General features: G+C 72.2%; 28 protein-coding genes and 1 pseudogene. 22 read left to right on the forward strand and 7 right to left on the reverse strand.

The window, feature by feature from the left end:
- The first annotated feature begins 1 nt into the window (after position 1).
- The 3 genes from ACFXOM_RS04910 to ACFXOM_RS04920 all read left to right on the forward strand — a co-directional run bounded on the left by ACFXOM_RS04910 (position 2) and on the right by ACFXOM_RS04920 (position 2,562).
- Positions 2-976, forward strand: a complete 975-nt coding sequence (locus ACFXOM_RS04910) for an ABC transporter ATP-binding protein (RefSeq protein WP_384930356.1) — start codon at positions 2-4, stop codon at positions 974-976.
- A gap of 97 nt (positions 977-1,073) precedes the next feature.
- Positions 1,074-1,898: an ABC transporter permease gene (locus ACFXOM_RS04915; RefSeq protein ID WP_384929955.1), complete on the forward strand. Its 825-nt coding sequence runs from the start codon at positions 1,074-1,076 to the stop codon at positions 1,896-1,898.
- A 34-nt stretch (positions 1,899-1,932) separates the two neighbouring features.
- On the forward strand, positions 1,933-2,562 hold the full coding sequence (locus ACFXOM_RS04920) for a DUF2567 domain-containing protein (RefSeq protein ID WP_384929952.1): 630 nt from the start codon (positions 1,933-1,935) through the stop codon (positions 2,560-2,562).
- A gap of 293 nt (positions 2,563-2,855) precedes the next feature.
- On the opposite strand, the gene ybaK is transcribed toward ACFXOM_RS04920, so the two are convergent.
- The 4 genes from ybaK to ACFXOM_RS04940 all read right to left on the reverse strand — a co-directional run bounded on the left by ybaK (position 2,856) and on the right by ACFXOM_RS04940 (position 7,262).
- Complete coding sequence (gene ybaK / locus ACFXOM_RS04925) at positions 2,856-3,353, reverse strand: Cys-tRNA(Pro) deacylase (RefSeq protein ID WP_384929949.1); 498 nt, start codon at positions 3,351-3,353, stop codon at positions 2,856-2,858.
- Positions 3,354-3,369: 16 nt separating this feature from the next.
- Complete coding sequence (locus ACFXOM_RS04930) at positions 3,370-4,110, reverse strand: LON peptidase substrate-binding domain-containing protein (protein ID WP_384929946.1); 741 nt, start codon at positions 4,108-4,110, stop codon at positions 3,370-3,372.
- A 5-nt stretch (positions 4,111-4,115) separates the two neighbouring features.
- The gene (locus tag ACFXOM_RS04935) at positions 4,116-5,171 is read right to left on the reverse strand and encodes a hypothetical protein (protein ID WP_384929943.1); all 1,056 of its coding nucleotides are present in this window, start codon (positions 5,169-5,171) and stop codon (positions 4,116-4,118) included.
- A 483-nt stretch (positions 5,172-5,654) separates the two neighbouring features.
- On the reverse strand, positions 5,655-7,262 hold the full coding sequence (locus ACFXOM_RS04940) for an oxidoreductase (RefSeq protein WP_384929940.1): 1,608 nt from the start codon (positions 7,260-7,262) through the stop codon (positions 5,655-5,657).
- Positions 7,263-7,517: 255 nt separating this feature from the next.
- Here ACFXOM_RS04940 and hisD point away from each other — a divergent pair, with 255 nt between their 5' ends.
- Genes hisD through hisF form a run of 8 tightly spaced genes read left to right on the forward strand, consistent with a single transcriptional unit; the run spans position 7,518 to position 13,258 of the window.
- Positions 7,518-8,840, forward strand: a complete 1,323-nt coding sequence (gene hisD, locus ACFXOM_RS04945) for a histidinol dehydrogenase (protein WP_384929937.1) — start codon at positions 7,518-7,520, stop codon at positions 8,838-8,840.
- Positions 8,837-9,955, forward strand: a complete 1,119-nt coding sequence (locus ACFXOM_RS04950) for a histidinol-phosphate transaminase (protein WP_384929935.1) — start codon at positions 8,837-8,839, stop codon at positions 9,953-9,955. The genes hisD and ACFXOM_RS04950 overlap by 4 nt, the downstream gene beginning before the upstream one ends.
- The gene (hisB, locus tag ACFXOM_RS04955) at positions 9,952-10,545 is read left to right on the forward strand and encodes an imidazoleglycerol-phosphate dehydratase HisB (RefSeq protein ID WP_384929932.1); all 594 of its coding nucleotides are present in this window, start codon (positions 9,952-9,954) and stop codon (positions 10,543-10,545) included. Before ACFXOM_RS04950 ends, hisB begins: the two co-directional genes overlap by 4 nt.
- Positions 10,546-10,547: 2 nt before the next feature.
- Positions 10,548-10,712 carry a hypothetical protein gene (locus tag ACFXOM_RS04960; protein WP_384929929.1) on the forward strand — a complete coding sequence of 55 codons (165 nt, stop codon included), beginning with the start codon at positions 10,548-10,550 and terminating at the stop codon, positions 10,710-10,712.
- The gene (gene hisH, locus ACFXOM_RS04965) at positions 10,709-11,350 is read left to right on the forward strand and encodes an imidazole glycerol phosphate synthase subunit HisH (protein ID WP_384929927.1); all 642 of its coding nucleotides are present in this window, start codon (positions 10,709-10,711) and stop codon (positions 11,348-11,350) included. Before ACFXOM_RS04960 ends, hisH begins: the two co-directional genes overlap by 4 nt.
- A 2-nt stretch (positions 11,351-11,352) precedes the next feature.
- The gene (gene priA, locus ACFXOM_RS04970) at positions 11,353-12,081 is read left to right on the forward strand and encodes a bifunctional 1-(5-phosphoribosyl)-5-((5-phosphoribosylamino)methylideneamino)imidazole-4-carboxamide isomerase/phosphoribosylanthranilate isomerase PriA (protein WP_384929924.1); all 729 of its coding nucleotides are present in this window, start codon (positions 11,353-11,355) and stop codon (positions 12,079-12,081) included.
- The gene (locus ACFXOM_RS04975; protein WP_384929921.1) at positions 12,078-12,491 is read left to right on the forward strand and encodes a RidA family protein; all 414 of its coding nucleotides are present in this window, start codon (positions 12,078-12,080) and stop codon (positions 12,489-12,491) included. Before priA ends, ACFXOM_RS04975 begins: the two co-directional genes overlap by 4 nt.
- Positions 12,488-13,258, forward strand: coding sequence for an imidazole glycerol phosphate synthase subunit HisF (hisF, locus tag ACFXOM_RS04980; RefSeq protein ID WP_384929919.1), 771 nt, complete (start codon positions 12,488-12,490; stop codon positions 13,256-13,258). The genes ACFXOM_RS04975 and hisF overlap by 4 nt, the downstream gene beginning before the upstream one ends.
- A 509-nt stretch (positions 13,259-13,767) precedes the next feature.
- Here hisF and ACFXOM_RS04985 read toward each other — a convergent pair.
- Positions 13,768-14,409, reverse strand: coding sequence for a TIGR03085 family metal-binding protein (locus tag ACFXOM_RS04985; RefSeq protein ID WP_384929916.1), 642 nt, complete (start codon positions 14,407-14,409; stop codon positions 13,768-13,770).
- 83 nt (positions 14,410-14,492) lie between these two features.
- Here ACFXOM_RS04985 and hisI point away from each other — a divergent pair, with 83 nt between their 5' ends.
- From hisI to lgt, 11 genes and pseudogenes are all read left to right on the forward strand, one after another.
- Positions 14,493-14,852, forward strand: coding sequence for a phosphoribosyl-AMP cyclohydrolase (gene hisI / locus ACFXOM_RS04990; RefSeq protein ID WP_384929914.1), 360 nt, complete (start codon positions 14,493-14,495; stop codon positions 14,850-14,852).
- 11 nt (positions 14,853-14,863) lie between these two features.
- Entirely contained in the window at positions 14,864-16,510 is a 1,647-nt protein-coding gene (locus ACFXOM_RS04995; protein WP_385036955.1) for an anthranilate synthase component I, read from the forward strand.
- Positions 16,511-16,518: 8 nt separating this feature from the next.
- Positions 16,519-17,178: a TIGR02234 family membrane protein gene (locus ACFXOM_RS05000; RefSeq protein WP_384929908.1), complete on the forward strand. Its 660-nt coding sequence runs from the start codon at positions 16,519-16,521 to the stop codon at positions 17,176-17,178.
- Positions 17,179-17,270: 92 nt separating this feature from the next.
- Positions 17,271-17,531, forward strand: coding sequence for an HGxxPAAW family protein (locus ACFXOM_RS05005; RefSeq protein WP_384929906.1), 261 nt, complete (start codon positions 17,271-17,273; stop codon positions 17,529-17,531).
- Between the two features lie 88 nt (positions 17,532-17,619).
- Positions 17,620-18,066: a DUF2752 domain-containing protein gene (locus ACFXOM_RS05010; protein WP_384929903.1), complete on the forward strand. Its 447-nt coding sequence runs from the start codon at positions 17,620-17,622 to the stop codon at positions 18,064-18,066.
- Between the two features lie 126 nt (positions 18,067-18,192).
- Positions 18,193-19,002 carry an indole-3-glycerol phosphate synthase TrpC gene (gene trpC / locus ACFXOM_RS05015; protein ID WP_384929900.1) on the forward strand — a complete coding sequence of 270 codons (810 nt, stop codon included), beginning with the start codon at positions 18,193-18,195 and terminating at the stop codon, positions 19,000-19,002.
- 6 nt (positions 19,003-19,008) lie between these two features.
- Positions 19,009-19,218, forward strand: a complete 210-nt coding sequence (gene trpM / locus ACFXOM_RS05020) for a tryptophan biosynthesis modulator TrpM (protein ID WP_384929897.1) — start codon at positions 19,009-19,011, stop codon at positions 19,216-19,218.
- 69 nt (positions 19,219-19,287) lie between these two features.
- Positions 19,288-20,574, forward strand: coding sequence for a tryptophan synthase subunit beta (trpB, locus tag ACFXOM_RS05025; RefSeq protein WP_384929894.1), 1,287 nt, complete (start codon positions 19,288-19,290; stop codon positions 20,572-20,574).
- Positions 20,571-21,383 (forward strand): tryptophan synthase subunit alpha, encoded by an 813-nt coding sequence (gene trpA, locus ACFXOM_RS05030; protein WP_384929891.1) that lies wholly within the window; start codon positions 20,571-20,573, stop codon positions 21,381-21,383. Before trpB ends, trpA begins: the two co-directional genes overlap by 4 nt.
- Before the next feature lie 84 nt (positions 21,384-21,467).
- The gene (locus ACFXOM_RS05035) at positions 21,468-22,298 is read left to right on the forward strand and encodes a DsbA family protein (protein WP_384944315.1); all 831 of its coding nucleotides are present in this window, start codon (positions 21,468-21,470) and stop codon (positions 22,296-22,298) included.
- A 118-nt stretch (positions 22,299-22,416) separates the two neighbouring features.
- Positions 22,417-23,230, forward strand: a pseudogene (gene lgt, locus ACFXOM_RS05040) (prolipoprotein diacylglyceryl transferase); the annotation flags it as partial.
- 415 nt (positions 23,231-23,645) lie between these two features.
- On the opposite strand, the gene ACFXOM_RS05045 reads toward lgt, so the two are convergent.
- Positions 23,646-24,467: an HpcH/HpaI aldolase/citrate lyase family protein gene (locus ACFXOM_RS05045; protein WP_384929889.1), complete on the reverse strand. Its 822-nt coding sequence runs from the start codon at positions 24,465-24,467 to the stop codon at positions 23,646-23,648.
- Positions 24,464-25,771, reverse strand: coding sequence for a CaiB/BaiF CoA transferase family protein (locus ACFXOM_RS05050; protein WP_384929886.1), 1,308 nt, complete (start codon positions 25,769-25,771; stop codon positions 24,464-24,466). The genes ACFXOM_RS05045 and ACFXOM_RS05050 overlap by 4 nt, the downstream gene beginning before the upstream one ends.
- Positions 25,772-25,806 lie beyond the last annotated feature (35 nt).

The following is a 25,806-nucleotide window of genomic DNA, read 5'->3' on the forward strand; positions in this document are numbered from 1 at the left end:
GGTGTGCACGGTGCGGGACCTGATCAAGACGTACCCCGCCGCGCGTGCCCGGCGAGGGGCTCCCGCAACCCCCGAAGTGCGGGCCAACGACGGTATCGGCCTCGACGTGCGGCGCGGCGAGATCTTCGGGCTGCTCGGGCCCAACGGCGCCGGCAAGTCCACCCTCGTGCGGCAGCTGACCGGACTCATGCGGCCGGACTCGGGCAGCGTCGAGGTGCTCGGCCACGACCTCGTACGGCACCCCGAGCGCGCGGCCCGACTCGTCGGCTACCTGGGGCAGGAGTCCACCGCGCTGGATGAGCTCACCGTCGCCCTCGCGGCCGAGACGACCGGACGGTTGCGCGGCCTCGACGCACGGCGGGCCCGCAGTGAGCGCGACACCGTCCTGGAAGAACTCGGGCTCACGGGTCTGGCCGGGCGCCCGCTGAAGAAGCTCTCCGGGGGACAGCGCAGGCTCGCCTGCTTCGCCGCCACCCTGGTGGGTGAGCGCCCGCTCCTGGTCCTGGACGAGCCCACGACCGGTATGGATCCCGTCGCCCGGCGTGCGGTGTGGGCGGCGGTCGACCGCCGGCGCGCCGAGAACGACGTCACCGTGCTCCTGGTCACCCACAACGTCATCGAGGCCGAGACCGTCCTCGACCGCGTCGCCGTGCTGGAACGCGGGAAGGTCATCGCCTGCGACACACCCGCCGGGCTCAAGGAGCGCATTGCCGGAGAGGTCCGCGTCGAGCTGGTCTGGCGCGAACGGGCTCCGCTGGACGTGCCCGAGGTCGCCGCGCTCATGCCCTCCGCCCAGGAGTCGGGCCGCCGCTGGGTCCTCAGGCTCGCCCCGGACGAGGCCCGCGCGGCGGTGGCCGCCGTCACCGGAGGCGCGGCGTTCGCAGCACTCGACGATTTCACCCTGGCCACCCCGAGCCTGGAGGACGTCTACCTGGCGCTCGGCGGTCATGCGTCGACGGGGCTGGTGAAGGCGTGAGGCACGACAGTCGCCCGCCGGGGCCGCCGGGCGCCACCGGACCGGCCGGCGGCCGTGGCAGAGTGGGGCCGTACGTTTCGAGAAGGAGCAGCACCAGGTGAGCATCGTGCCGGTTCAGGCCGCGTCCGCCGGCGTGCGGACGGCGCGGGAGGCGCATCCCGGTGGGCCCGTCGCGCTCGCGCCGCGGGCCCGGCTGCTGCCCGCGCTGGCCGCCGTGTACCGGGCTCAGCTGTCCCGTGCGCGAGTCGCCAGGATTCCGCTGCTCTTCGTCGCCACGTTCCAGTCCGTGGGGATCATGGTGCTGATGCGCGGTGTGGTGGACGGTGAGGCGGAGGCGCGCGCCGTGGTCGCCGGGTCGTCCGTCCTCGTCGTCGCGTTCGTCGCGCTCAATCTGCTCGCGCAGTACTTCGGACAGCTCAGGGCGAGCGGCGGCCTCGACCACTACGCCACCCTGCCGGTGCCGCCGGCAGCCGTGGTGCTCGGCGCGGCCGGGGCCTACGCCTCCTTCACGGCGCCCGGCACGGTGGTGACCGCGGTCATCGGCTCGTTGATCTTCGGGCTCCCGCTGACCCACCTGTGGGTGCTGGCGGCCGTGATCCCGCTCGCGGGTGCCGCCCTCGCCGGGCTCGGCGCGGCCCTCGGGCTGCTCGCTCCCCGTCCGGAAATCGCGACACTGCTCGGGCAGTTGGGCATGTCCGCTTCGCTGCTGTTGGGTGTGCTGCCGGCCGCCCGGCTCCCGCAGCCGATCGGGTACGCGCGGGACCTGCTGCCCTCCACGTACGGTGTCGATGCCCTCGCCCGGACCTTCGACGCCTCCACGCCGTGGCCGGCCGTCGCGCTGGACCTCGCCGTGTGTGCGGCCGTCGGCGTGGTCTCCCTCGCAGTCGCGACCTGGGCCTACCGCCGGGCCGCGGTCCGGTGAGGCGGCCCACGGGGACGTTTGGCACGATGTCAGGGTGACCGCACCGCTGACGCCGCCCCACAGGCCCGCGCCGAACGACGCGCCCTGGAACCACCCCGACTCCGTCCCGTACCCGGAAGGATCGGGAGAAGGGCCGGACATGAAGACGGAGCTGCGCCAGTCAGCCGTCGTCCTGCTGGCCGTGACGCTCGCGGGCATCGCGCTCGGTCTGCTGTGGCTGTGGCTGGCCCCCCGCGTGCCCCTGATCTCGACCGACAAGGCGGTCTTCGTCGCGGACACCGAGGGAGAGGAGGCGGCCGGTGCCGACGGCACGTTCGTGCTGCTGGCACTGGGCCTCGGGGCGTTGAGCGCCGCCGCGGTGTTCTGGTTCTGCCGGCGCGGCGGCATCGCGATCGTCCTCGCGCTCGCCCTCGGCGGACTGCTGGCCTCGGCGCTCGGCTGGGGCATCGGCTCCTGGTTGGGCCCCACGCACGACGTCGTCGCGCACGCCCGTGCGGTCGGCCAGGGCGTCCTCTTCGACGCCCCCCTCCAGCTCAGGGCCAAAGCCGCGCTGCTGGCCTGGCCGGTCGCCGCGATGATCGTGCACCTCGGCCTGACCGCGCTCTTCGGCCCGCGTGATCCGGAGCCCGAGTGGCCCGTTCCGGGCGCCGGGGGCCAGGGCTGACGCGTTCGCAGGCTGACGCGCACGTGCCGGCGGTCTGACGCACACGTGCCGGCGGCGTGGGGAGCGGCTGGCGGGAGGCGTTCCTGACGTGCGGTGCGCGCCTTCTGCGGAGGCGGCCCGGCGGCCGCTGGGGCCCGCCGGGCCGCCCCTTCGCATCACGCGGGACGGCGACCGTGGTTGGACCTGCGCTTCCTGGTCCGCCACCTGCGCTTGCGCGTCCGCTTCGACATGCGGGCCCCCTCGTCTCGGGATGTCCTTCGGTCGTAGCCGAGGACGGGGCCGCCGTCGAGGGGCTACGCGCGACCGATCGGCGCCAGTACCGCCTCCGTGAGAGCGGTGAGGTCCGTCGGGGACAACTCGACTTCCAGTCCGCGGCGGCCCGCGGAGATGCAGATCGTCGGATGCCCGGACGCCGAGTCGTCCAGCACGGTACGCAGGCGCTTGCGTTGTCCGAGGGGGGAGATCCCGCCCCGTACGTAGCCGGTGGTGCGTTCGGCGGCGGCCGGGTCGGCCATCGTGGCACGCTTGCCGCCGACCGCGGTGGCCAGCGCCTTGAGGTCGAGCTGGCCGGCGACCGGGACGACGGCCACGGTCAGTTCGCCGTCGACGTCCGCGACCAGCGTCTTGAAGACGCGCTCGGGCGGGACGCCCAGGGCCTGTGCGGCCTCCTCGCCGTAGGAGGGGGAGGCGGGATCGTGCTCGTACGCGTGGACGGTGAACGACGTTCCCGCTGCGGTCAGGGCCACCGTGGCCGGGGTACCGCCCTGCTGCTTCTTGGTCTTCTTGGCCAAGGTCCGGTCCTCGAAGCTAGTTGGGGCTCGTGGGGGAGCGCGTCAGGTCGACGGCGGGCAGCGACGGGAGGTGCCGTATCACCGAGGTCTCGGCGCGCAGCAGCTTCAGCTCCTCGCGCAGCCGGGTCGCCGTGTCCGGGGCTTGCAGCAGCCGCTGCTTGGACGGCGTGTCGAGCACCGCGGCGGCGGCCACCAGGTACGACACCACCGACGGCTCGTCCGGTAGCTCCGCCCCCGTCGACAGGGAACGCTCGCGCGCACCCGCCAGCCGCTTCTGGTAGTTGCGGAACGCCTGCAGCACGCCCTCGGCGAGGGTGCCGGCGCCGTCGCCGGACTCCTCCGGGATCTCTTCGAGTTCGGCCGTGAGGAACGGACCGCTGGTATCGACGGAGAGCAGTTTCACCCGGGTCGTACCGGTGGCCAGCACTTCGAAACTGCCGTCCGCGCGTTCGCGGATCGTCGCCGCGTCCGCGATGCAGCCGACACGGTGGAAGGCCTGGATCGGATCGGGGCCGAAGCCGGCGCCGGGGCCCTTCTCGGGCAGAGCGGTCTGGTCGGGCATCCCCGGCGCGGTCGGCGCGACCTCGCGGCCGTCGCGGATGGCGACCACGGCGAATCGGCGCGGCTCGGACTCGTCCGTCTTCAGCAGCTCTCGCATGAGGGCGCGGTAGCGCTCCTCGAAGACGTTCAGCGGCAGGACGAGCCCCGGGAACAGCACCGCGTTCAGCGGGAAAAGAGGCAGGCGAGCGGTCGTCACAGCGGTCAAGCGTAGTGGCCGCCCGACGGGGTGTGTTCGGCCGCCCGCCCGTGCCTGGTACGAACCGTACGAATCCGGCGCCCCCGGCGAACCGGCAGCGTGGCGGCCACCTCGGTCCGCACTCCGTCGCGCGCCTCGAGGAACTGCCCCAGCGGGTCGTCCGTCAGACGGCTCCACGGGAACGAGGTCGCGTACGGGCCGATCGTCCGGAACTGCTCCAGGGCGTCTTCCCACCGGCCGCGTGCGATCAGCACGAACACCAGCAGGTTGCGGACCTCCGCGGGCCAAGGGTCAGCCGCGCGGTAGCGGGACGACAAGGCGATCGCGCGGTCCGCGGCCGCGTCAACGCGGCGCTCGTGGACGGCTCCGGCCGCCCCGGCGGTCAGGAGGGCGAACGCGGCCCGCACGGGCAGCGCCTGCACGAGCGAGCCGGGCAGGGAGTCCTCGGCGGCGCGTTCGGCGAAGTCGAAGCACTCCCGGTGCGAGCCGTACTCCACGTCGGACAGGTACTCCAGTGCGGTGACGTGGCAGCCGTAGTGGTGGGAGGAACGGCGCAGGGCCTGCTCCCACAACGACTCGAACGCGCCGTGCCCGGCGCTGGTCCCGTGCGCGTGGTCGAGAGCCACCCGCCAGGGAACGGGGTCGCGCGGGTCGGCTTCGAGCGCTGCCTCGACGAGCGGGCCGACTTCGCGCAGCACCTCGGCGCGCGCCGGCGACCGCCAGGCGGTGCGGACCGCGAGTTCGGCCTTCACCAGCAGGGCGTCGGGGCTGTGGGGTTCGGCGGCGAGCCACGCGGCCAGCCAGTCGCCCCGGTTGTACGCGAAGGCGGCGAGGCACGTCACGTAGCGGTCCCGGTTCTCCCATTCGGCCGCGTCCCGTGATACGGCGAGCAGCCGGGCGGCGGGCTCGTGATTGCCGACCGCGGCCGCGACCAGAGCGGGTCCCAGACGTTCGTCCGGGGCGTCGAGCAGCACGGAGTCGTCCGGGGGCAGCCCATCGGCGAGCCGCGGGGTGCGCCGGACCATGCGGGCGGTGGTGACCAGGGCGCGGAGCAGAGACATGGTCGGACCATTGAAAGGCGCAGGTCGGGGCTGCGCCAGGGGCTTCTGTGAAGTTTTGGTAGGGGGTGGAATGGTTGTCCTTGACAAGGTCAAGAAAAGGCAAAGTCGGGTGCTTTTCGTCGGCCCGCCGGGCGCACTCGTGATGGCCCCGAAGGGGGCCGCGCGCCTCCGGCGTGCGCTTCGGAGTGGTTGGTGCGCTACCACGCTCCCGATGCGCCGCCACGCTCTCCGTGCGCCGCCACGCTCTCCGTGCGTTTCCGCGCGCCCGGCCTTTCCGGTGTCTCCGCACGTCCGTCCCGTTCCCGTGCACCGCGCTGGCCCGTACACGCCCCCGTGCCGCGTGCCGGGCCGATCGCTCCGGGCGGTACGGGGTGCGCGCGGGCGTGTCGACGGAGTCCGCACCTCCGACGCGGAGGGAGCCCCACCCGGCTCGTCCACCGGCTTTCCCGGACCTCGCCGTGTCCGGCCGGTGGACGCCGCGTGTCAACTCCGGCGCAGGAGCCGCGTCGCGCCGGCCGCGACCGTCGTCGCGAGGATCCAGCCGAGCAGCACGAGGGCGGTGGCGAGCCATTGCCACCGCCCCTCCAGGCGCCAGTAGCCTTCCTGACCGAGGTTGACCACGGGGACGAGCAGGTCCAGGGCGAACAGGGACGGATTCCACTCCGGGTGTTCGTCCGACTTGATCGCCGCCGGGTGATGGCGGGAGAAGGCCAGTGCGCCCGCCGCCCAGAGCACGGCCATCCACAGGGTCGCCCGACCGGGGCGGTAGCCGTAGGCGACGGTCCAGTCCTGCACGTAGCCCCAGAGCTTCGCGGCCAGGGGCAGGGTCTCGCGGCGCCGCCGCTGCTTGGCGAGGAGCACTTCGCGGGCGTCCGCGTCCTCACCGCTGCTGCGCAGCACGGTCGCCAGGCGCTCGTACGGCTCCGGGGCGTACTCCGGGGTCGCCGCCGCGATCCACTCCAGCCGCCGGGCGAGCGGGAAGCGGCTGTACGGGACGAGGTTCTCGTACACGAAGCCGCCCATCGCCAGCCCGCCGGGCCCCGGCCAACTGGTCGACAGGTCGATCAGCGTGACGACCTTCGCGCCGTTCAGCACGACGCGTCCCTCTTCGGGGCGCTCCCCGTTGAACCGGAGCTCCGGTGTGCTGATCCTGCGCAGCGACAGTTCCTCCCGCCGGTCCCCGGACAGGATGAAACGGGCCTTGTGGAAGTCGACCGCGTCACCGAACCGGCCGTCGTCCAACCGCGCCTCGCCGTGGCACTCGAACGGCTGCTCCCGCGTGCCGGGACGCCGGCCGCCGGGGGAGTCGGCGACGCCGAACGGCGGGGTGGCCCCCTGATTGCCCGCCACGTTGACCCAGGCGCGCGTCATGTAGAGCGTGCGCCCCACGGTCATCTGCGGAGCGTTCAGGGCGCGCCGGCCTTCCACCGCCCGTAACCGGCTGCCGCGCAGGCTCATGGACACGCCGACCTTGGCGCCGCGCAGACTGACCTCGCCGTAGGTCTCGATCAGCTCGGCCTGGAAGTCCTGCGCCACGGACAGGCCGTCGGCGGCTATCGCCCGGCCCCGTCGGTCCGGGCACACCCGTATCTGGTTGATCAGCAGGTCGGTGCCGATCTGTGCGTCCGTGAGCAGTACCCCGCGCTCGACCCGGCAGCGCGGCAGGTGCAGGTCGCCTTCCGTGTGCAGGCGGGCCGCCTCCAGTCGCGGGATGGCGCAACTCATCATCCGCAGGGTGGCGAAGTGGGCCTCAGGGAAGGCCAGCTCGCTCTCGAAGCGACAGCCGTTCAGTTCGACGTACGGTCCGATCGTGCCGCCCGCGAGGCTGAGCCTGCCCGTGATGTGCGCCCCGCGCAGCTTGAGCGCGCACACCCGGCCCGGCAGCGCCGGCGGACCGCTGAGCAGGAGCATGGCGATCACGTCGGCCCGCACGCTGCGCTCGGGTCCCCAGACGTGATGGGAGAAGGGATCGTTCAGCAGTGGATTGCTGTCGCGCAGGTCGCAGGACCTCCCGCTGGCGAAGGCGGTCCACATCGTGTGCTCGGCCCTGGTGAGATCTCCGGGCATGTCGGTGTTCCGCGGCTCGGTCAATGCCGCCCCCTCGTTTCCCCGGTTTCGTACAGCCGTTCTTCCCGCTGCGTAATGGACTGAACGCTAGTGGTCATGAACGACTTCTGTGGCGCGAGGGATGGCGCAAAGCAGCCCTACGGCGCCCGAGGTGCGGCAGGGCACGGGCGCGGCGCGGGTGCGCCCCGATGGGGGACGATGCCCGGCGGACGGGTGGGCCTGTATCAGCCAGTGATACGGAAGGCCGACCGTCGGAGACCGTCTGCGAGAATTGACCCCGTGATCTCGCGAATCGACCTGCGCGGTGACGCCCTCCCCGAGGGCGGTGCCCTGCGCGCCCTGCTGCCCCGTGCCGATTTCGACGTGCAAGCCGCCCTGGAGAAGGTGCGGCCCATCTGCGAGGACGTGCATCATCGGGGCACGGAGGCGCTGATCGAGTTCGCGGAGAAGTTCGACGGCGTCACGCTGGAGCGGGTGAGGGTGCCCGCAGAGGCCCTCGGTGAGGCACTCGAGCAGCTCGCCCCGGAGGTCAGGGCTGCCCTCGAGGAGTCGATCCGGCGCGCCAGGATCGTCCACCGGGAGCAGCGTCGTACGTCGCACACCACCCAGGTCGTGCCCGGCGGGACCGTGACCGAGAAGTGGGTTCCGGTCGAGCGCGTCGGCCTGTATGCGCCCGGCGGCCGTTCCGTCTACCCCTCGTCCGTGATCATGAACGCCGTTCCCGCGCAGGAGGCCGGCGTCGGGTCCGTCGCGCTCGCCTCCCCGCCGCAGAAGGAGTTCGGCGGCCTGCCCCACCCGACGATCCTCGCCGCCTGTGCACTGCTCGGGGTGGACGAGGTGTACGCCGCGGGAGGCGCCCAGGCCGTTGCGATGTTCGCGTACGGAACCGAGGAGTGCGCCCCCGCGAACATGGTGACCGGCCCCGGCAACGTCTGGGTCGCCGCCGCGAAGCGCTACTTCACCGGCCGGATCGGCATCGACACCGAGGCGGGGCCGACCGAGATCGCCGTCCTCGCCGACGCCACCGCCGACCCGGCCCACGTCGCCGCCGACCTGATCAGCCAGGCCGAGCACGACCCGCTGGCCGCGGCCGTGCTCGTCACCGACTCCCCCGAGCTCGCCGATGCGGTGGAACGCGAGCTCGAACCGCAGATCGCCGCGACCAAGCACGTCGCGGACAGGATCGTCCCGGCGCTGACCGGCAAGCAGTCCGCGATCGTCCTCGTCGACGGCATCGAGGAGGGGCTGCGCGTCGTGGACGCCTACGGTGCGGAGCACCTGGAGATCCAGACCGCCGACGCCGCGGCCGTCGCGGGGCGGGTGCGCAACGCGGGCGCGATCTTCGTGGGCCCGTGGGCGCCGGTCTCCCTCGGTGACTACTGCGCGGGCTCCAACCACGTCCTGCCCACCGGCGGCTGCGCCTGCCACTCCTCCGGGCTCTCCGTCCAGTCCTTCCTGCGCGGCATCCACATCGTCGACTACACGCGCGACGCCCTCGCCGATGTCACCCACCACGTGGTGACGCTGGCGGAGGCCGAGGACCTCCCGGCACACGGTGCCGCGCTCAAGGCACGGTTCGGTTGGGGGGTGCCCGGCCGGTGAGCACGCGCGACATCGGGATCGACGACCTGCCGATCCGACAGGAGCTGCGGGGCAAGTCGCCCTACGGTGCACCTCAGCTCGACGTGCCAGTCCAGCTGAACACCAACGAGAACCCGTACCCACTGCCCGAGCCGCTCGTCGAGCGGATCGCCGAACGCGTACGGGACGCGGCGCGCGACCTCAACCGCTACCCCGACCGGGACGCGGTCGAGCTGCGCACCGCCCTCGCGGCGTACCTCACCCGCACCGGCGGGCACGCCGTCACCGTCGAGAACGTCTGGGCGGCGAACGGTTCCAACGAGGTCATCCAGCAGCTGCTGCAGACCTTCGGCGGGCCCGGTCGCTGCGCCATCGGCTTCGAGCCGTCGTACTCGATGCACGGTCTGATCTCCCGCGGCACGGGCACGAGCTGGATCTCCGGCCCGCGCCGCGACGACTTCACCATCGACGTGGCCGCCGCGAAGGAAGCGATCGCCGAGCACCGGCCCGACGTCGTCTTCATCACCTCCCCGAACAACCCCACCGGCACCGCCGTCGAAGCGGACACGGTCCTGGCGCTGTACGAGGCCGCGCAGGCCGCCAGGCCGTCACTGGTCGTGGTGGACGAGGCGTACGTCGAGTTCAGCCACCGGCCTTCGCTGCTGCCGCTGATCGAGGGCCGGCCGAACCTCGTCGTGTCCCGCACGATGTCCAAGGCGTTCGGCGCCGCGGGCCTCCGGCTCGGCTACCTCGCGGCGCACCGGGCGGTGGTGGACGCCGTCCAGCTCGTCCGGCTGCCCTACCACCTGTCCGCGATCACCCAGGCCACGGCGCTGGCCGCCCTGGAGCACACGGACACCTTGCTCGGATACGTCCAGCAGCTGAAGGACGAACGGGACCGGCTGGTCGCCGAGCTGCGCGCGACCGGTTACGAAGTGACCGAATCCGACGCGAACTTCGTCCAGTTCGGGCGCTTCGAGGACTCCCACACGGCGTGGCAGCAGATCCTCGACCGGGGCGTCCTGGTCCGTGACAACGGAGTGCCGGGCTGGCTGCGGGTCACCGCCGGCACCCCCGAAGAGAACGACGCGTTCCTCGACGCGGTCCGTGAGTTGAAGAAGGAGCAGAGCGCATGAGCCGCGTAGGACGCGTGGAACGCACCACGAAGGAGACGTCGGTCCTCGTCGAGATCAACCTCGACGGCACCGGACAGGTCGACGTGTCGACCGGGGTCGGCTTCTACGACCACATGCTCGACCAGCTCGGGCGCCACGGTCTGTTCGACCTCACCGTGAAGACCGACGGCGATCTGCACATCGACTCCCACCACACCATCGAGGACACCGCCCTCGCCCTCGGCGCGGCGTTCAAGCAGGCCCTCGGGGACAAGGTGGGCATCTACCGCTTCGGCAACTGCACCGTGCCGCTCGACGAGTCGCTGGCGCAGGTGACCGTGGACCTCTCGGGCCGCCCCTACCTCGTGCACACCGAGCCGGAGAACATGGCGCCCATGATCGGCGCCTACGACACGACGATGACCCGGCACATACTGGAGTCCTTCGTCGCCCAGGCGCAGGTCGCGCTGCACGTCCACGTCCCGTACGGCCGCAACGCCCACCACATCGTCGAGTGCCAGTTCAAGGCGCTCGCCCGGGCACTGCGCTACGCCTCGGAACGCGACCCGCGCGCCGCCGGGATCCTGCCGTCCACGAAGGGTGCCCTGTAACCGTGAACGGTCTGTCCACCATCCTCATCGTCCTCGGTCTCTTCCTCATCGGCGGTGTGATCTCCTTCGCCAAGCAGCAGATGCCGAAGGGCGTGATCGTGCTGCTCTCGGTCAGCGCGGCGTTGTGCCTGGTCGCCGGCGTCCTCCGGCTGGAGGTCTGGTCATGACCGACCGCAAGAGCGTGGTCGTCTTCGACTACGGCTTCGGCAACGTCCGTTCCGCCGAGCGCGCCCTCGCCCGCGTCGGTGCGGACGTCGAGATCACCCGCGACTTCGACAAGGCGATGAATGCCGACGGGCTGCTCGTTCCCGGCGTCGGCGCCTTCTCCGCCTGCATGACGGGGCTCCAGCGGGCCCGGGGCCATTGGATCATCGACCGCAGGTTGTCCGGCGGCCGTCCGGTGATGGGCATCTGCGTCGGCATGCAGATCCTCTTCGAACGCGGCATCGAGCACGGCGTGGAGACCGAGGGCCTGGACGAGTGGCCCGGCGTCGTCGCACCGCTGAAGGCGCCCGTCGTACCCCACATGGGCTGGAACACGGTGGAGGCGCCCGAGGACTCCGAGCTGTTCGCCGGTCTCGACGCCGGCGCCCGCTTCTACTTCGTGCACTCGTACGCCGTGCACGAGTGGGGCCTGGAAGTGACCAACCCGGCCATGCGCGCCCCGAAGGTCACCTGGGCGACGCACGGCGAACCCTTCGTGGCTGCCGTGGAGAACGGCGTCCTGTGGGCCACCCAGTTCCACCCCGAGAAGTCCGGCGATGCCGGCGCGCAGCTCCTCACCAACTGGATCGAGACCCTCTGATCATGGCTCAGAAGCTTGAACTCCTCCCCGCCGTCGACGTCCGCGACGGGCAGGCCGTCCGGCTCGTGCACGGTGAGTCCGGTACGGAGACCTCCTACGGCTCCCCGCTGGAGGCGGCCCTCGCCTGGCAGCGCGCGGGCGCCGAGTGGCTCCACCTGGTCGACCTCGACGCCGCGTTCGGCACCGGCGACAACAGGGAGCTGGTGCGCGAGGTCACCCGGGCCATGGACATCAAGGTGGAGCTGTCCGGAGGGATCCGCGACGACGCCACCCTCGCCGCCGCCCTCGCCACCGGCTGCACCCGGGTCAACCTCGGCACCGCCGCGCTGGAGACACCCGAGTGGGTCGCCAAGGTCATCGCCGAGCACGGCGACAAGATCGCGGTGGGGCTCGACGTCCGCGGCACGACCCTGCGCGGTCGCGGCTGGACCCGTGACGGCGGCGACCTCTACGAGACGCTGGCGCGGCTGGACTCCGAGGGCTGTGCACGGTACGTCGTCACCGACATCGCCAAGGACGGCACGCTCCAGGGGCCCAACCTGGAGCTGCTGCGCAACGTGTGCGCCGCCACCGACAAGCCGGTCGTCGCCTCCGGCGGCGTCTCGTCGCTCGACGACCTGCGAGCCCTCGCGGGTCTGGTGCCGCAGGGCGTGGAGGGCGCCATCGTCGGAAAGGCGCTGTACGCCGAGGCCTTCACCCTCGAAGAGGCACTGGAAGCGGTGTCGCTGTGAGCGGCCTCGTCCGTCGCGTCGTGTCAGGGGGGCCGTGGGCGGAGTCCTTCGGGTACTCCCGTGCGGTCGAGCTGCCGAACGGCCTCGTGCTGGTCTCCGGCTGTACGTCGGTGATCGACGGCGCGGTCGTGGACGGAGGCCCGTACGACCAGGCCGTGAACGCCTTCAACGTCGCCCTCGGCGCCCTGAAGGAACTGGGCCTCGGCAGTGAGCACGTCGTGCGTACCCGCATGTACCTCACCCACGCCCGGGACGTCGACGAAGTGGGCCGCGCCCACAAGGACCTCTTCGGAACGGTCCGCCCCGCCGCATCGATGCTCATCGTCTCCGGCTTCGTCGACCCGCGCCTGGTCGTGGAGGTCGAGGTCGAGGCGTACCGGCCCGCCGGAGAAGAGGGAGGAAGGGCATGACCCTCGCCGTCCGAGTCATCCCCTGCCTGGACGTGGACAACGGCAGGGTGGTCAAGGGAGTCAACTTCCAGAACCTGCGGGACGCGGGGGACCCGGTCGAGATGGCCAAGCTGTACGACGCCGAGGGCGCCGACGAGCTGACATTCCTCGACATCACGGCGTCGTCCGGCAACCGGGAGACGACGTACGACGTGGTGCGCCGCACCGCCGAGCAGGTCTTCATCCCGCTGACCGTGGGCGGCGGCGTCCGCTCGGCGGACGACGTCGACAAGCTGCTGCGGGCAGGTGCCGACAAGGTCGGTGTGAACACCGCGGCCATCGCCCGGCCCGAGCTGATCCGGGAGATTGCCGAGCGCTTCGGCCGACAGGTCCTGGTGCTCTCCGTCGACGCCCGGCGCACCCCGGACGGCACCACCACACCGTCCGGCTACGAGGTCACCACGCACGGTGGCCGTCGGGGCACGGGCATCGACGCGGTCGAATGGGCCCACCGTGCCGCCGAATTGGGCGCGGGTGAGATCCTGCTCAACTCGATGGACGCGGACGGCACGAAAGACGGGTACGACACGGAGATGATCGCTGCCGTTCGCACGTACGTGACGGTTCCGGTGATCGCTTCCGGCGGTGCGGGCAAGCTCGCAGACTTCCCCCCGGCGATCGCAGCAGGTGCCGACGCGGTGCTGGCGGCATCGGTCTTCCACTTCGGTGACCTGAGGATCTCCGAGGTCAAGGAGACGCTCCGGTCCTCGGGGCACCCCGTCCGCTGAGCGCTTCCGTCCACCCTCCGGGCCGGCCGTCCGGAGGGCGGGGGCGTCGTACCGTTCGCCGGGCGCCGCCCGGGCTCTGCCCGCATGGTGCGGTGCTGTCGCCCGCGGCCTTCGCACCCAGCCCGACCCCGGCGCGGTCGGGCTCGGCTGTGGCACAAGACGTTTCCCGTCACGGTGTGCCAGGAGAACACGGCGGCCGAGCACTTCAGGCCCGGCGTGCTCGTGGCCAACGGCTGGATCCTGATGGATCCCCCGTTCTCCGGGGACGCGGCCGTCCAGGCCCACCTCCGCGCCGAGCGGCCGGCCCGACGCCGCCGTGACGACGGAAGGGGAGGGCACCCCGCAGGGCAACTCCGCGCAGACGATCACGAACCGGATCGCCGGGGTGCCCGCTCCGGCGTACGCGCCCCCGGCGGTGCGGAGCGCAGCGGCGTCCCCGGGCGACCGGTCGAGGGACCGGCGGGGCCGCTCCAGCCCTCGACCGGCGCGCCCCTTCGCCCCCACAGCCGCTAGAGCCCGCTCATCCCCAGCTGCGCCGTGCCCACCCGGGCGATCGCGTCCTTGTCGCCCTCCAACTCCACCTCGGCCGCGTCCTGCCGACCGAAGGCGAACATGGTCAGCTCACCCGGCTCCCCGGTCACCGTCACCACCGGCACACCGCGGTGCGCCACCACCGTCCGCCCGTCCGGGCGGCGCAGGACCACGCCCACCGGCGACTTGCGCCCCAGCAACCGGGCCGCCCGCTCCAACCGGGTCCACAGCGCATCCGCGAACACCGGGTCAGGCTCACGGGGCGACCAGTCCGGCTGGGCGCGGCGCACGTCCTCGGCATGGACGTAGAACTCGACGGTGTTCGCCCCCTCGTCCACCGGCTTGATCGCATAGGGCGAAAGCCTCGGCGGACCGGTGCGGATCAGCTGTACCAGCTCCGCGTACGGTTTGGCGGCGAACTCGGCCTGCACCCGCTCCAGCCTGCCCTTCAGAAGGCCGACGACGATCCCGGCGGCCGCGTCCGGGCGGCGCTCGCGCACCACCACGTGCGCGGCCAGATCGCGGGTGGTCCACCCCTCGCACAGGGTGGGTGCCTCGGGGCCCGCGGCCTCCAGGAGGTCGGCGAGCAGGAGTCGTTCACGCTTGGCATGGGTCGACATGCCGGTCAGCCTACGGCTGCCGACGGTCGTCCGCCCACCGGACCTACCCCCGAGCCGCCCCGCGAACGCGGCACAATGGCGGGATGAGCAGCATGCCCAGCGCACTCGACCCCGCCATCGCCGACCGCCTCAAGCGCAGCACCGACGGCCTGGTTCCGGCCATTGCACAGCAGTACGACACCGGTGAGGTGCTCATGCTCGGGTGGATGGATGACGAGGCGCTGCACCGCACCCTGACGACGGGGCGTGCCACGTACTGGTCCCGCAGCCGTCGGGAGTACTGGGTCAAGGGCGACACGTCCGGCCACGTCCAGCACGTCAAGTCGGTCGCGCTCGACTGCGACGCCGACACCGTGCTCGTCAAGGTCGACCAGATCGGCTCCGCCTGCCACACCGGCGACCGCACCTGCTTCGACGCCGACGTGCTCCCGCTCGGCCAGTAGGGTCGTACGCCATGGACCTCGAGACCTTCCGCAAGCTGGCGGCCGACCGCCGCGTCATCCCCGTCAGCCGCCGACTCCTCGCGGACGGTGACACGCCGGTCGGCCTCTACCGCAAGCTCGCGGGGGAGCGGCCCGGCACCTTCCTCCTCGAATCCGCGGAGAACGGCCGGTCCTGGTCCCGCTACTCCTTCATCGGTGTGCGGTCCGCCGCGACCCTCACCGTGCGCGACGGCCAGGCCCACTGGCTCGGCACACCGCCCGTCGGCGTCCCGACCGACGGCGATCCGCTCACGGCCCTGCGCGCCACCGTCGAGGCCCTGCACACTCCCCCTATGCCTGGCGGCATGGGAGGTGCCCCCACCCCTATGCCTGGCGGCATGGGAGGTGCCCCCACCCCTGTGCCTGGCGGCATGGGAGGTGCCCCCACCCCTGTGCCTGGCGGCATGGGAGGTGCCCCCACGCGCGACCTGGCCCCCGGCATGCCGCCCTTCACCGGGGGCATGGTCGGGTACCTCGGCTACGACATCGTCCGTCGGCTGGAGAAGATCGGCGACCACGGCCGCGACGACCTGCGGCTGCCCGAGCTGACCATGCTCCTCACCTCGGACCTCGCCGTACTCGACCACTGGGACGGCAGCGTCCTGCTGATCGCCAACGCCATCAACCACAACGACCTCGACACCGGTGTCGACGAGGCCTACGCGGACGCGGTCTCCCGCCTCGACGCCATGGAGGCCGACCTGGCACGGCCCGTCGACTACCGGCCGCACGCCCTGCCGGCGTCCGAGCTGCCCCCGTACACGGCCCTGTGGGGCGGCGAACAGTTCCGGACGGCCGTGGAGGACGTCAAGGAGCGCATCCGGGCGGGCGAGGCATTCCAGGTGGTCCCGTCCCAGCGCTTCGAGACCCCGTGCGAGGCGAGCGCGCTCGACGTCTACCGCGTACTCCGCGCCACCAACCCCAGCCCGTACATGTACCTGCTGCGCTTCCCGCACGAGGACGGCGACTTCGACGTCGTCGGCTCGAGCCCGGAGGCACTGGTCAAGGTCGAGGACGGCCGGGCCATGGTGCACCCCATCGCGGGGACGCGTCCCCGCGGAGCCACGCCGCAGGAGGACCAGGCCCTCGCCGACGAACTGCTCGCCGACGCCAAGGAGCGCGCCGAACACCTCATGCTCGTCGACCTCGGGCGCAACGACCTGGGCCGCGTCTGCGAGCCGGGTTCGGTCGAAGTGGTCGATTTCATGTCCATCGAGCGCTACTCGCACGTGATGCACATCGTTTCCACCGTCACCGGCAGGGTCGCCGAGGGGCGCAGCGCCTTCGACGTACTCACCGCCTGCTTCCCGGCGGGCACGCTGTCCGGCGCCCCGAAGCCCCGTGCGATGCAGATCATCGAGGAGTTGGAACCCTCCCGCCGCGGCCTGTACGGCGGCTGCGTCGGCTACCTCGATTTCGCGGGCGACTCCGACACGGCGATCGCCATCCGCACCGCCCTGCTGCGGGACGGCACCGCCTACGTGCAGGCAGGTGCGGGCATCGTCGCCGACTCCGACCCGGTCGCCGAGGACACGGAATGCCGCAACAAGGCGGCCGCGGTGCTGCGCGCGGTCCACACCGCGAACCGGCTGAACGGGAACGGAACGCGTAAGGGATAGTGGGGGACGTGACTGCCGTACCCGTACCCCAGACGAGTACCGAGAACCGAGAGGCCGCCCCGCCCGCGACGACCGGCGCGGGCAGTCGGCGCAGCCTCGCCGCCGCCCTGTTCCTGGGCGCCGTCGGCGCCGCCGTCGTGCTGCTCGCCTCGGGACAGACATGGGCCTCGGGCACGGCCGAGGTCGGCGGCGGCAGCGTGCCGTTGGACGCCGGCGGCCGGGACGTGACCGGGGTCCCGGCCGCCCTCGCCGTCGTCGGCCTGGCGGCCCTTGTCGCCGTCTTCGCCGTGCGCAGGACCGGCCGGATGTTGGTGTCCGCGCTGCTCGCACTGGCGGGTGCGGGTGTGGCGGCCGCTGCGTTCCTGGGCGCGTCCGACAGTGCGGCGCTCGACGAGAGGGCCCGCACGACCACGGGAGACGCCGCCGCGTCGATCCACGCACTGACGCACACCGCCTGGCCGTACGCCGCTGCCGCCGGGGGACTGCTGATCCTGCTCGCGGGCCTGCTGGCGCTCCGCTTCGGAGGGTCCTGGCCGACCATGTCCGGCCGCTACGAACGCGATGCCGTCGCCCGTCCGCGCAAGGCCCGTGCCGCTGCCGACCCCGACCGCCCCGAGGAGCTGTGGAAGGCCCTCGACCGCGGTGAGGACCCCACCGGCGATCAGTGACGACCCCCACGTCCGGAACGCCCCGCACGTACGGGACAATGGAGCGGAGCGTCCGACTCACCCCACAGCGCAACACCAGCGAGGAGCAATTCATGGCGGGCAGCAGCCACGGACACGGACACACCCCGGCCGCCTGGACGGGTGTCATCATCTCCTTCATCGGCTTCTGCGTCGCAGGAGTGTTCATGGTGGCGGCCAACCCGCTCGGCTTCTGGGCCGGAGTCGGCGTCACCCTGCTCGGTGCCGTCGTCGGCGGTGCGATGAAGGCCGCCGGTCTCGGCCAGAAGGAGTCGGTCATCCACCTCCCGGCCCGTGCCCAGGCAGCGCCCGCCGAGGCCACTGCGACCTCCTGACCCGATCAGGCGCTCCGTACGAGGCGCGGCCCGGCGAGCCCGGGCTGCGCCTCTCCGCATGATCGGCGACAATCGCGAGGTGGATGTCATGCCCGCTGCCAGTCCTGCTCCGGGGCTACCCCCGGTGCCCGCCCCCGTACCGCTCCTGCGCCGGCTGGCCCCGCCGCTGGCCACACTGGCCGGTGTGGCCGCGGCCTTCGCCTACGTCGGCACGATCGACCCGAACGAGCCGGGCCACTACCCGGTCTGCCCGCTGTTGCGGCTCACCGGGCTCTACTGCCCAGGCTGCGGTGGGCTGCGCAGTGCGCACGCGGTCGTCCACGGAGACCTGGCCGTAGCATTCGGCGCGAACGCCCTCGCGGTCATCGGCTACGGGGTCTTCGCCGTCCTGTGGACCCTCTGGCTGGTCAGAGCGGCCAAGGGCCGGACCCTGCGGATCGAGCCCGGGCCGCGCTCGTGGTGGGCCTTCGGAGGGCTCCTGCTGGTCTTCACGGTCGTCCGGAACCTGCCGTTCGGTTCGCTGCTCGCCCCCTGACGACGGGGAGAAATCCCAGCTGGTGGGATGGTCGTCAACCGGATGTGAGCCCATCGCCCGAGGCCGGATACCATCGAGATAGCTGACAGTGATCCATCATCAACCTCCCGGAAGGGGGCCGCTCGCGTGAGTGTGCTCGACGAGATCATCGAAGGCGTGCGCGCCGACCTCGCAGAGCGGCAGGCGCGGGTCAGCCTCGACGAGCTCAAGGAGCGTGCCGCCAAGGCGCCCCAGGCCAAGGACGGCGTGGCCGCACTGCGCGGCGACGGCGTCAAGGTCATCTGCGAAGTGAAGCGCTCCAGCCCGTCCAAGGGCGCGCTCGCCGCCATCGCCGACCCGGCCGGACTCGCCGCCGACTACGAAGCCGGTGGTGCGGCCGTCATCTCCGTCCTCACCGAGCAGCGCCGTTTCGGCGGCTCGCTCGCGGACCTGGAAGCCGTGCGCGCCCGGGTGGACATCCCGGTGCTCCGCAAGGACTTCATCGTCACTTCGTACCAGCTGTGGGAGGCCAGGGCGTACGGCGCCGACCTCGCCCTGCTGATCGTCGCGGCGCTCGACCAGGAGGCCCTGGTCTCACTGATCGAGCGTGCCGAGTCGATCGGGCTCACCCCGCTGGTCGAGGTCCACGACGAGGACGAGGCCGAGCGTGCCGTTGCCGCCGGTGCCAAGGTCATCGGCGTGAACGCGCGCAACCTCAAGGACCTCAAGGTCGACCGCTCCACGTTCGAGCGGGTCGCACCGGAGATCCCCGCAGGCGTCGTCAAGGTGGCCGAGTCCGGTGTCCGGGGCCCGCACGACCTGATCGCGTACGCCAACGAAGGCGCCGACGCGGTCCTGGTCGGCGAGTCCCTGGTCACCGGCCGCGACCCGAAGGCCGCCGTCGCGGACCTCGTCGCCGCCGGTGCCCACCCCGCCCTGCGGCACGGGAGGGACTGACCTCCCGTGACCGCCGTCATCAGCCGCGTCCCGTCCGCCCGGTCCCGGGGCCTCTGCCCGGCCGGTGCGGAGGCGTGCGTGCCGCACGCCCCGCTGGCGCGCGGCTGCCGCCCCCGCGGTTGCCGCGCCCCGGCCAGGCGGGTGCACGGACGGCGTGTCCGCTATGTCATCGGGGACGAGCCCGGTCAGGTCAACGGCATGCGATGGCGCCGCTGAGCGCAGCGCTCAGCGACCGCACATCCCTCTCACTTCTTCCTGCTCCGGCAGCCCAAGAGGAGTTCCGGCATGCCCAGCGAATACTTCATTCCCGACGCCGAAGGTCCGGTCCCGAACGCGGCCGGCTACTTCGGTGACTTCGGCGGCAAGTTCATCCCCGAGGCGCTCGTCGCCGCGGTCGACGAGGTGGCCGTCGAGTACGACAAGGCCAAGGCGGACCCGGTCTTCGCCGCCGAGCTCGATGACCTGCTCGTCCACTACACCGGTCGGCCCAGCGCCCTGACCGAGGTGCCCCGCTTCGCCGAACACGCAGGCGGCGCCCGGATCTTCCTCAAGCGGGAAGATCTCAACCACACCGGCTCCCACAAGATCAACAATGTCCTGGGCCAGGCGCTCCTCACCAAGCGCATGGGCAAGACCAGGGTCATCGCCGAGACCGGCGCCGGGCAGCACGGCGTCGCCACCGCGACCGCGTGCGCACTCTTCGGCCTCGACTGCACCATCTACATGGGGGAGATCGACACCCAGCGCCAGGCGCTCAACGTCGCCCGGATGCGGATGCTCGGCGCCGAGGTCATCCCCGTGAAGTCCGGCAGTCGCACGCTGAAGGACGCCATCAACGAGGCGTTCCGTGACTGGGTCGCCAACGTGGACCACACCCACTACCTGTTCGGTACGGTGGCGGGCCCGCATCCCTTCCCGGCCATGGTCCGGGACTTCCACCGGGTCATCGGCGTCGAGGCCCGCCGCCAGGTCCTGGAGCGCGCCGGCCGGCTCCCGGACGCGGCGGTCGCCTGTGTGGGCGGCGGCTCCAACGCCATCGGGCTGTTCCACGCGTTCATCCCGGACGCCGGTGTTCGGCTCGTCGGCTGCGAGCCGGGCGGCCACGGGGTCGAGACCGGGGAGCACGCGGCCACGCTCACGATGGGGGAGCCGGGCGTCCTGCACGGCTCGCGCAGCTACGTCCTCCAGGACGACGAGGGCCAGATCACCGAGCCGTACTCGATCTCGGCCGGGCTCGACTACCCGGGCATCGGTCCCGAGCACTCGTACCTCAAGGACAGCGGGCGGGGCGAGTACCGGGCCGTGACCGACGACGCGGCCATGCAGGCGCTGCGGCTGCTCTCCCGCACCGAGGGCATCATCCCGGCCATCGAGTCCGCGCACGCGCTGGCGGGCGCGCTGGAGATCGGCAGGGAGCTGGGCGAGGACGGGCTGATCGTGGTCAACCTTTCCGGCAGGGGCGACAAGGACATGGACACGGCAGCCCGCTACTTCGGGCTGTACGACACGGACGGTGCCGTCGAGGCGGACGCGGCGGGCGAGGTCGCCGAGATCGAGGGGGACGCCAAGTGAGCGGGAACATCCAACTGCTGAGCGACACCCTGGCACAGGCGAAGTCCGAGAACCGGGCGGCGCTCATCGCCTACCTCCCGGCGGGCTTCCCGACCGTCGACGGCGGCATCGAGGCGATCGAGGCCGTCTTCGACGGCGGCGCCGACGTCGTCGAGGTCGGCCTGCCGCACAGCGACCCCGTCCTCGACGGGCCGGTCATCCAGACCGCGGACGACATCGCCCTGCGGGGCGGAGTGAAGATCGCGGACGTCATGCGCACGGTCCGCGAGGCCCATGCCGCGACCGGGAAGCCGGTGCTCGTGATGACCTACTGGAACCCGATCGACCGCTACGGCATCGAGCGGTTCACCGCCGAGCTCGCCGAGGCGGGCGGCGCCGGCTGCATCCTGCCCGACCTGCCCGTCGAGGAGTCCGCGGCCTGGCGCGAGCACGCCGGCAAGCACGGTCTCGCGACCGTGTTCGTCGTCGCCCCGAGCAGTCGGGACGAGCGGCTGGCGAAGATCACGGCGGTGGGCTCGGGATTCGTCTACGCCGCATCCCTCATGGGGGTCACCGGGACCCGCGAGTCGGTCGGCGCACAGGCGCAGGACCTGGTGCGGCGCACCAGCGCCACCACGGACCTCCCGGTCTGCGTGGGCCTCGGCGTGTCCAATGCGGAGCAGGCGACCGAGGTCGCGGGCTTCGCCGACGGCGTGATCGTCGGCTCCGCCTTCGTCAAGCGGTTGCTCGACGCGGACGACCACGCGGCCGGGATCGCGGCGGTCCGGGCACTGGCGGGCGAGCTCGCCGAAGGCGTCCGCAAGCGCTGACGGAGTTCGCCACGGACCCGTGATCCCCCGTACGGGTGGACCTCGGACCGGGGAGGCGCATACGTGCCTCCCCGGTTCGTTGCTGTGGGCGTGAGCGACAACAACCGTGACGGAAAGCGGACCGCCCGAGAGCGGCTCCTGCAGGAACGTGAGCAGCAGAAGGCGCGGGAGAAGCGGCGGAGATCGCTGATCGTGGCCGCGGCCGTGGTCGGCGTGCTGGGCCTGGCCGCGGTCGCCGGCGTGATCGCGGCGAACACCGGCAAGAAGGGGGAGGGGTCCGCTTCGGGGCCGGTCGTCGCCCCCAGCGGTGCCCTGGGGAAGGACGCACTCGCGATTCCGGTGGGGGCCTCCGACGCCCCCGCCACGCTCACGGTCTGGGAGGACTTCCGCTGCCCTGCGTGCGCCGCGTTCGAGAACGGGCTCAGGGACACGATCCACGACCTGACCGCCTCCGGGCAGCTGAAGGTCAAGTACCACCTGGCGTCGCTCATCGACGGCAACATGGGCGGCTCCGGCTCCCACAAGGCGGCCAACGCGGCCGCCTGCGCCCAGGACGCCGGGAAGTTCCCCGAGTACCACGACGTGCTTTACCAGAACCAGCCGCCGGAGACGCAGGACGCCTTCTCCGACAACGGCAAGCTGCTCGAACTGGCGCGCAAGGTGCCGGGCCTCGTGACGCCGGCGTTCACCGCGTGCGTGGAGGAGGGCAAGCACGACGCGTGGGTCCAGAAGTCTGCCGACGCCTTCACGGCCGGGGACTTCCACGGCACGCCCACCGTGCTGCTCAACGGCGAATCGATCTTCCCGCAGAAGGGCAGTGAGCAGATCTCCGCGGAGAACCTGAAGAAGTGGGTCGCCGAGGCGAACGCGGGCAAGAAGCGGGGCACGGCGCAGCCCAGCCCAACGGGGTCCTGAGCCCCTGCTCCGCCGCTGTCGACCCGGCCAATGGGCTTGATTTTCCGCGGCTCGTTATGCAGACGTTGCCCTGCCGGTTGCCGTCCGCCCGGCCCGGCACGGTAGCGTCGGATCTGCCATGGACCTTGCCTACATTCCCAGCCCGTCGACCGGAGTCCTCCACCTCGGACCGCTCCCGCTGCGCGGCTACGCCTTCTGCATCATCATCGGCGTCTTCGTCGCCGTCTGGTACGGCAACAAGCGTTGGGTCGCCCGCGGCGGCAGAACCGGCACGGTAGCCGACATCGCCGTCTGGGCCGTGCCCTTCGGCCTCGTCGGCGGCCGTCTGTACCACGTGATCACCGACTACCAGCTGTACTTCAGCGAAGGTGAGAACTGGGTCGACGCGTTCAAGGTCTGGGAGGGCGGACTCGGCATCTGGGGCGCGATCGCGCTCGGTGCGGTCGGCGCCTGGATCGGCTGCCGCCGACGGGGCATCCCGCTGCCCGCGTACGCCGACGCACTCGCTCCGGGGATCGCGTTCGCGCAGGCCATCGGACGCTGGGGCAACTGGTTCAACCAGGAGCTGTACGGCAAGCCGACGGACCTGCCCTGGGCCCTCAAGATCTCCGAGGGCGTGAACCGCGAGCCCGGCCTGTACCACCCCACGTTCCTGTACGAGTCGCTGTGGTGCGTCGGCGTCGCCCTGCTCGTCATCTGGGCCGACCGGCGCTTCAAGCTCGGGCACGGCCGGGCGTTCGCGCTGTACGTCGCGGCGTACTGCGCGGGCCGTGCCTGGATCGAGTACATGCGGGTCGACGAGGCGCACCACGTCCTGGGTCTCCGCCTGAACGTGTGGACGGCGCTCATCGTCTTCGCCCTGGCCGTCACCTACATCGTGATCTCCGCGAGGATCCGGCCGGGCCGCGAGGAGGTCGTCGAGCCGGCGGCCGTGGAGCAGCAGAAGGCCGACGGCGACGCGAAGGGGGACGAGGAGGCCGCCGCGACGGATGCCGAAGCCGCGGACGCGGTGGCGGACCCGCCGCAGGCCCCGGAGAAGGACCCCGGGACGGCGACCGGGGGCGATGCCGACACCGATGCCGTGTCCGCGTCGGTGTCCGTGGAGAAGGGCGAGGGTGCCCCGGCGGGGCCGGAGTCGTCGAACAAGAGCTGACCCGAGAGGTCCACCCACCCGAGGGCCGCACCGGCCGCAGCAGCCGGTGCGGCCCTCAGGGCTTTCCCGTCCCTCCGCACCGGAGCAGCGCCCGGGACGCGCCGCCCTTCCCGCCTTGGCGGGCCGCGGCACGGGAGCGCGAGGACGGCCACCGGTACGCCGCAGGTCCCGGTGGCCGTCCGCCACCCCCCGCCTCACGGGTCGCCCCGACTCGCGAGGGCCAGCGTGCGGTGCGCTGCCGCCACCACGGCGGCGTCGACGAAACGGCCATCGGGCAGGGCCAGCGCCCCCGCCTCCGTTGCCGCCGCCTTGATGACCTCCTCCGCCGCCTCCACCTCTTCCGGGCCCGGCAGGTACGCCCGTTCGATGACCGGCAGCTGCCGCGGGTGGATCGCCGCACGTCCCAGGAAGCCGAGGGCACGGCCGTGGGAGCACGAGGCCGCGAGACCGTCCAGGTCACGGATGTCCGGGTACACCGACTGCGCCGGCGGGGCGAGCCCCGCCGCGCGCGCCGCGACCACGATGCGGCTGCGCGGCCAGTCGAGCCCGGTGTCGTTCCGCACGCCCAGGTCGACCCGGAGGTCCGCCTCGCCGAGCGCGATGCCGCGCACCGCCGGGTCGGTGGCGATGGCGTACGCGTGCTCGACGCCCCCGGCGGACTCGAGCAGCGCGTACAGCTCCGTCCCAGGTGCCAGCTCCGCCGGACCCTTGATGTCGCCGGCGTGCGTCACCTTGGGGATGCGGAGCGCCGACAGGCCCGGGAGGGGGGCCAGCACGGTGATGTCCTGCTCCGCCTGGATGCGGACGTGCACCGGTACGGGCTGGGGGGAGGCGAGGAGTTCCGCGGTCGCCTCGAGCGCGTACGCCTTGCGATGCGGCGCGACGGCGTCCTCGAGGTCGACGATCACGATGTCCGCTCCGGAGAGCAGCGCCTTCTGTACGACCTCGGGCCGGTCACCGGGGGCGTAGAGCCAGGTGAGAGGGAAGCGCGGGGGAGCGAGCGCCGGCGAGGTCACAGCGCGCCTTCGCGGCGCAGGACGGCGATGCGCTCCGGAGGGAGGCCGAGCTCGGTGAGGACGTCGTCCGTGTCCGCACCGTGCGGCCGACCGGCCCAGCGGATCCCGCCGGGAGTCTCGGAGAGGCGGAAGAGGACGTTCTGCATGCGGAGGGGGCCGAGGTCGGGGTCGGGGACTTCGGTGACGCTGTCGAGAGCGCGGTACTGGGGGTCGTCCATGACGTCGCGCACGTCGTAGACGGCGGCGACCGCGGCCTCCGCCTTGTCGAACGCGGCGAGGACTTCGTCGCGGCTGTGGCGGCCGATCCAAGCACCCACCGCCTCGTCGAGCTCGTCGGCGTGGTCGGCCCGTCCGCTGCCCGTCGCGAACCACGGCTCGCGGGTCAGCTCGGGTCGTCCCACCAGGTGCATGACGCGTTCGGCGACGGACTGCGCGGAGGTGGAGACCGCGAGCCAGGAGCCGTCGGCCGCCCGGTAGGTGTTGCGCGGCGCGTTGTTGCCCGACCGGTTGCCGGTGCGCGGCTGGACGTAGCCGAGCTGGTCGTACCAGATCGGTTGTGGACCGAGGACGGTGAGGATCGGCTCGATGATGGCCATGTCCACGACCTGCCCGCGACCGGTGGCGGCGCGTGCGGTCAGTGCGGTCATGACGGCGTAGGAGGTGGCGAGTGCCGCGATCGAGTCGGCCAGGCCGAAGGGTGGCAGCGTGGGCGGACCGCCGGGCTCGCCGGTGATGGCGGCGAACCCGCTCATCGCCTCGGCGAGGGTCCCGAAGCCGGGGCGGTGGCAGTACGGGCCGAACTGGCCGAAGCCGGTGACCCTGGCCAGCACGATGCGGGGGTTGACCTGGCGGAGTTCCTCCCAGCCGAGCCGCCACCTCTCCAGCGTGCCGGGCCTGAAGTTCTCGATGACGACGTCGGCCGTGGCGGCGAGCCGGAGCATCGTCTCGCGGCCGCCCGGAGTGGACAGGTCCAGGGTGATGGTGCGCTTGTTGCGCCCGAGCAGCTTCCACCACAGGCCGACCCCGTCCTTGGACGGTCCGTGGCCGCGCGACGGGTCGGGTCTGCCGGGGTGTTCGACCTTGATGACGTCGGCGCCGAAGTCGCCGAGCATCGTCGCGGCGAGCGGGCCGGCGAAGAGGGTGGCGAGGTCGAGGACGCGCAGCCCGCAGAGCGGGCCTTCTCCGGGGGGAGGCGTCGTGGACGGCCCCGTGGGGGGACGGGAGGAGGGGGTGTCTCCAGCGGGCGCCGGGCCGGCTCCGGCGGGCCTGCTGGGGGCGCCGCCGTCGGCGTCGGGGTCGTGCATGGGGGCTCCTTGCGAGGCTCCTGCGGTGGCTGCTC

Source organism: Streptomyces sp. NPDC059169 (genome assembly GCF_042755225.1).
Lineage (GTDB): Bacteria > Actinomycetota > Actinomycetes > Streptomycetales > Streptomycetaceae > Streptomyces.

What these genes read in the sequence shown, in the direction of transcription:
- ACFXOM_RS04985 (WP_384929916.1), bottom strand. Translation starts at nt 14,409, where the DNA reads ATGTCGACCCATGCCAAGCGTGAACGACTCCTGCTCGCCGACCTCCTG.
- trpB (WP_384929894.1), top strand. Translation starts at nt 19,288, where the DNA reads ATGCCCAGCGAATACTTCATTCCCGACGCCGAAGGTCCGGTCCCGAAC.
- ACFXOM_RS05010 (WP_384929903.1), top strand. Translation starts at nt 17,620, where the DNA reads ATGCCCGCTGCCAGTCCTGCTCCGGGGCTACCCCCGGTGCCCGCCCCC.
- priA (WP_384929924.1), top strand. Translation starts at nt 11,353, where the DNA reads ATGGCTCAGAAGCTTGAACTCCTCCCCGCCGTCGACGTCCGCGACGGG.
- hisH (WP_384929927.1), top strand. Translation starts at nt 10,709, where the DNA reads ATGACCGACCGCAAGAGCGTGGTCGTCTTCGACTACGGCTTCGGCAAC.
- ACFXOM_RS05050 (WP_384929886.1), bottom strand. Translation starts at nt 25,771, where the DNA reads ATGCACGACCCCGACGCCGACGGCGGCGCCCCCAGCAGGCCCGCCGGA.
- ACFXOM_RS04995 (WP_385036955.1), top strand. Translation starts at nt 14,864, where the DNA reads ATGGACCTCGAGACCTTCCGCAAGCTGGCGGCCGACCGCCGCGTCATC.
- ACFXOM_RS04935 (WP_384929943.1), bottom strand. Translation starts at nt 5,171, where the DNA reads ATGTCTCTGCTCCGCGCCCTGGTCACCACCGCCCGCATGGTCCGGCGC.
- hisB (WP_384929932.1), top strand. Translation starts at nt 9,952, where the DNA reads ATGAGCCGCGTAGGACGCGTGGAACGCACCACGAAGGAGACGTCGGTC.
- hisF (WP_384929919.1), top strand. Translation starts at nt 12,488, where the DNA reads ATGACCCTCGCCGTCCGAGTCATCCCCTGCCTGGACGTGGACAACGGC.
- hisI (WP_384929914.1), top strand. Translation starts at nt 14,493, where the DNA reads ATGAGCAGCATGCCCAGCGCACTCGACCCCGCCATCGCCGACCGCCTC.
- ACFXOM_RS05005 (WP_384929906.1), top strand. Translation starts at nt 17,271, where the DNA reads ATGGCGGGCAGCAGCCACGGACACGGACACACCCCGGCCGCCTGGACG.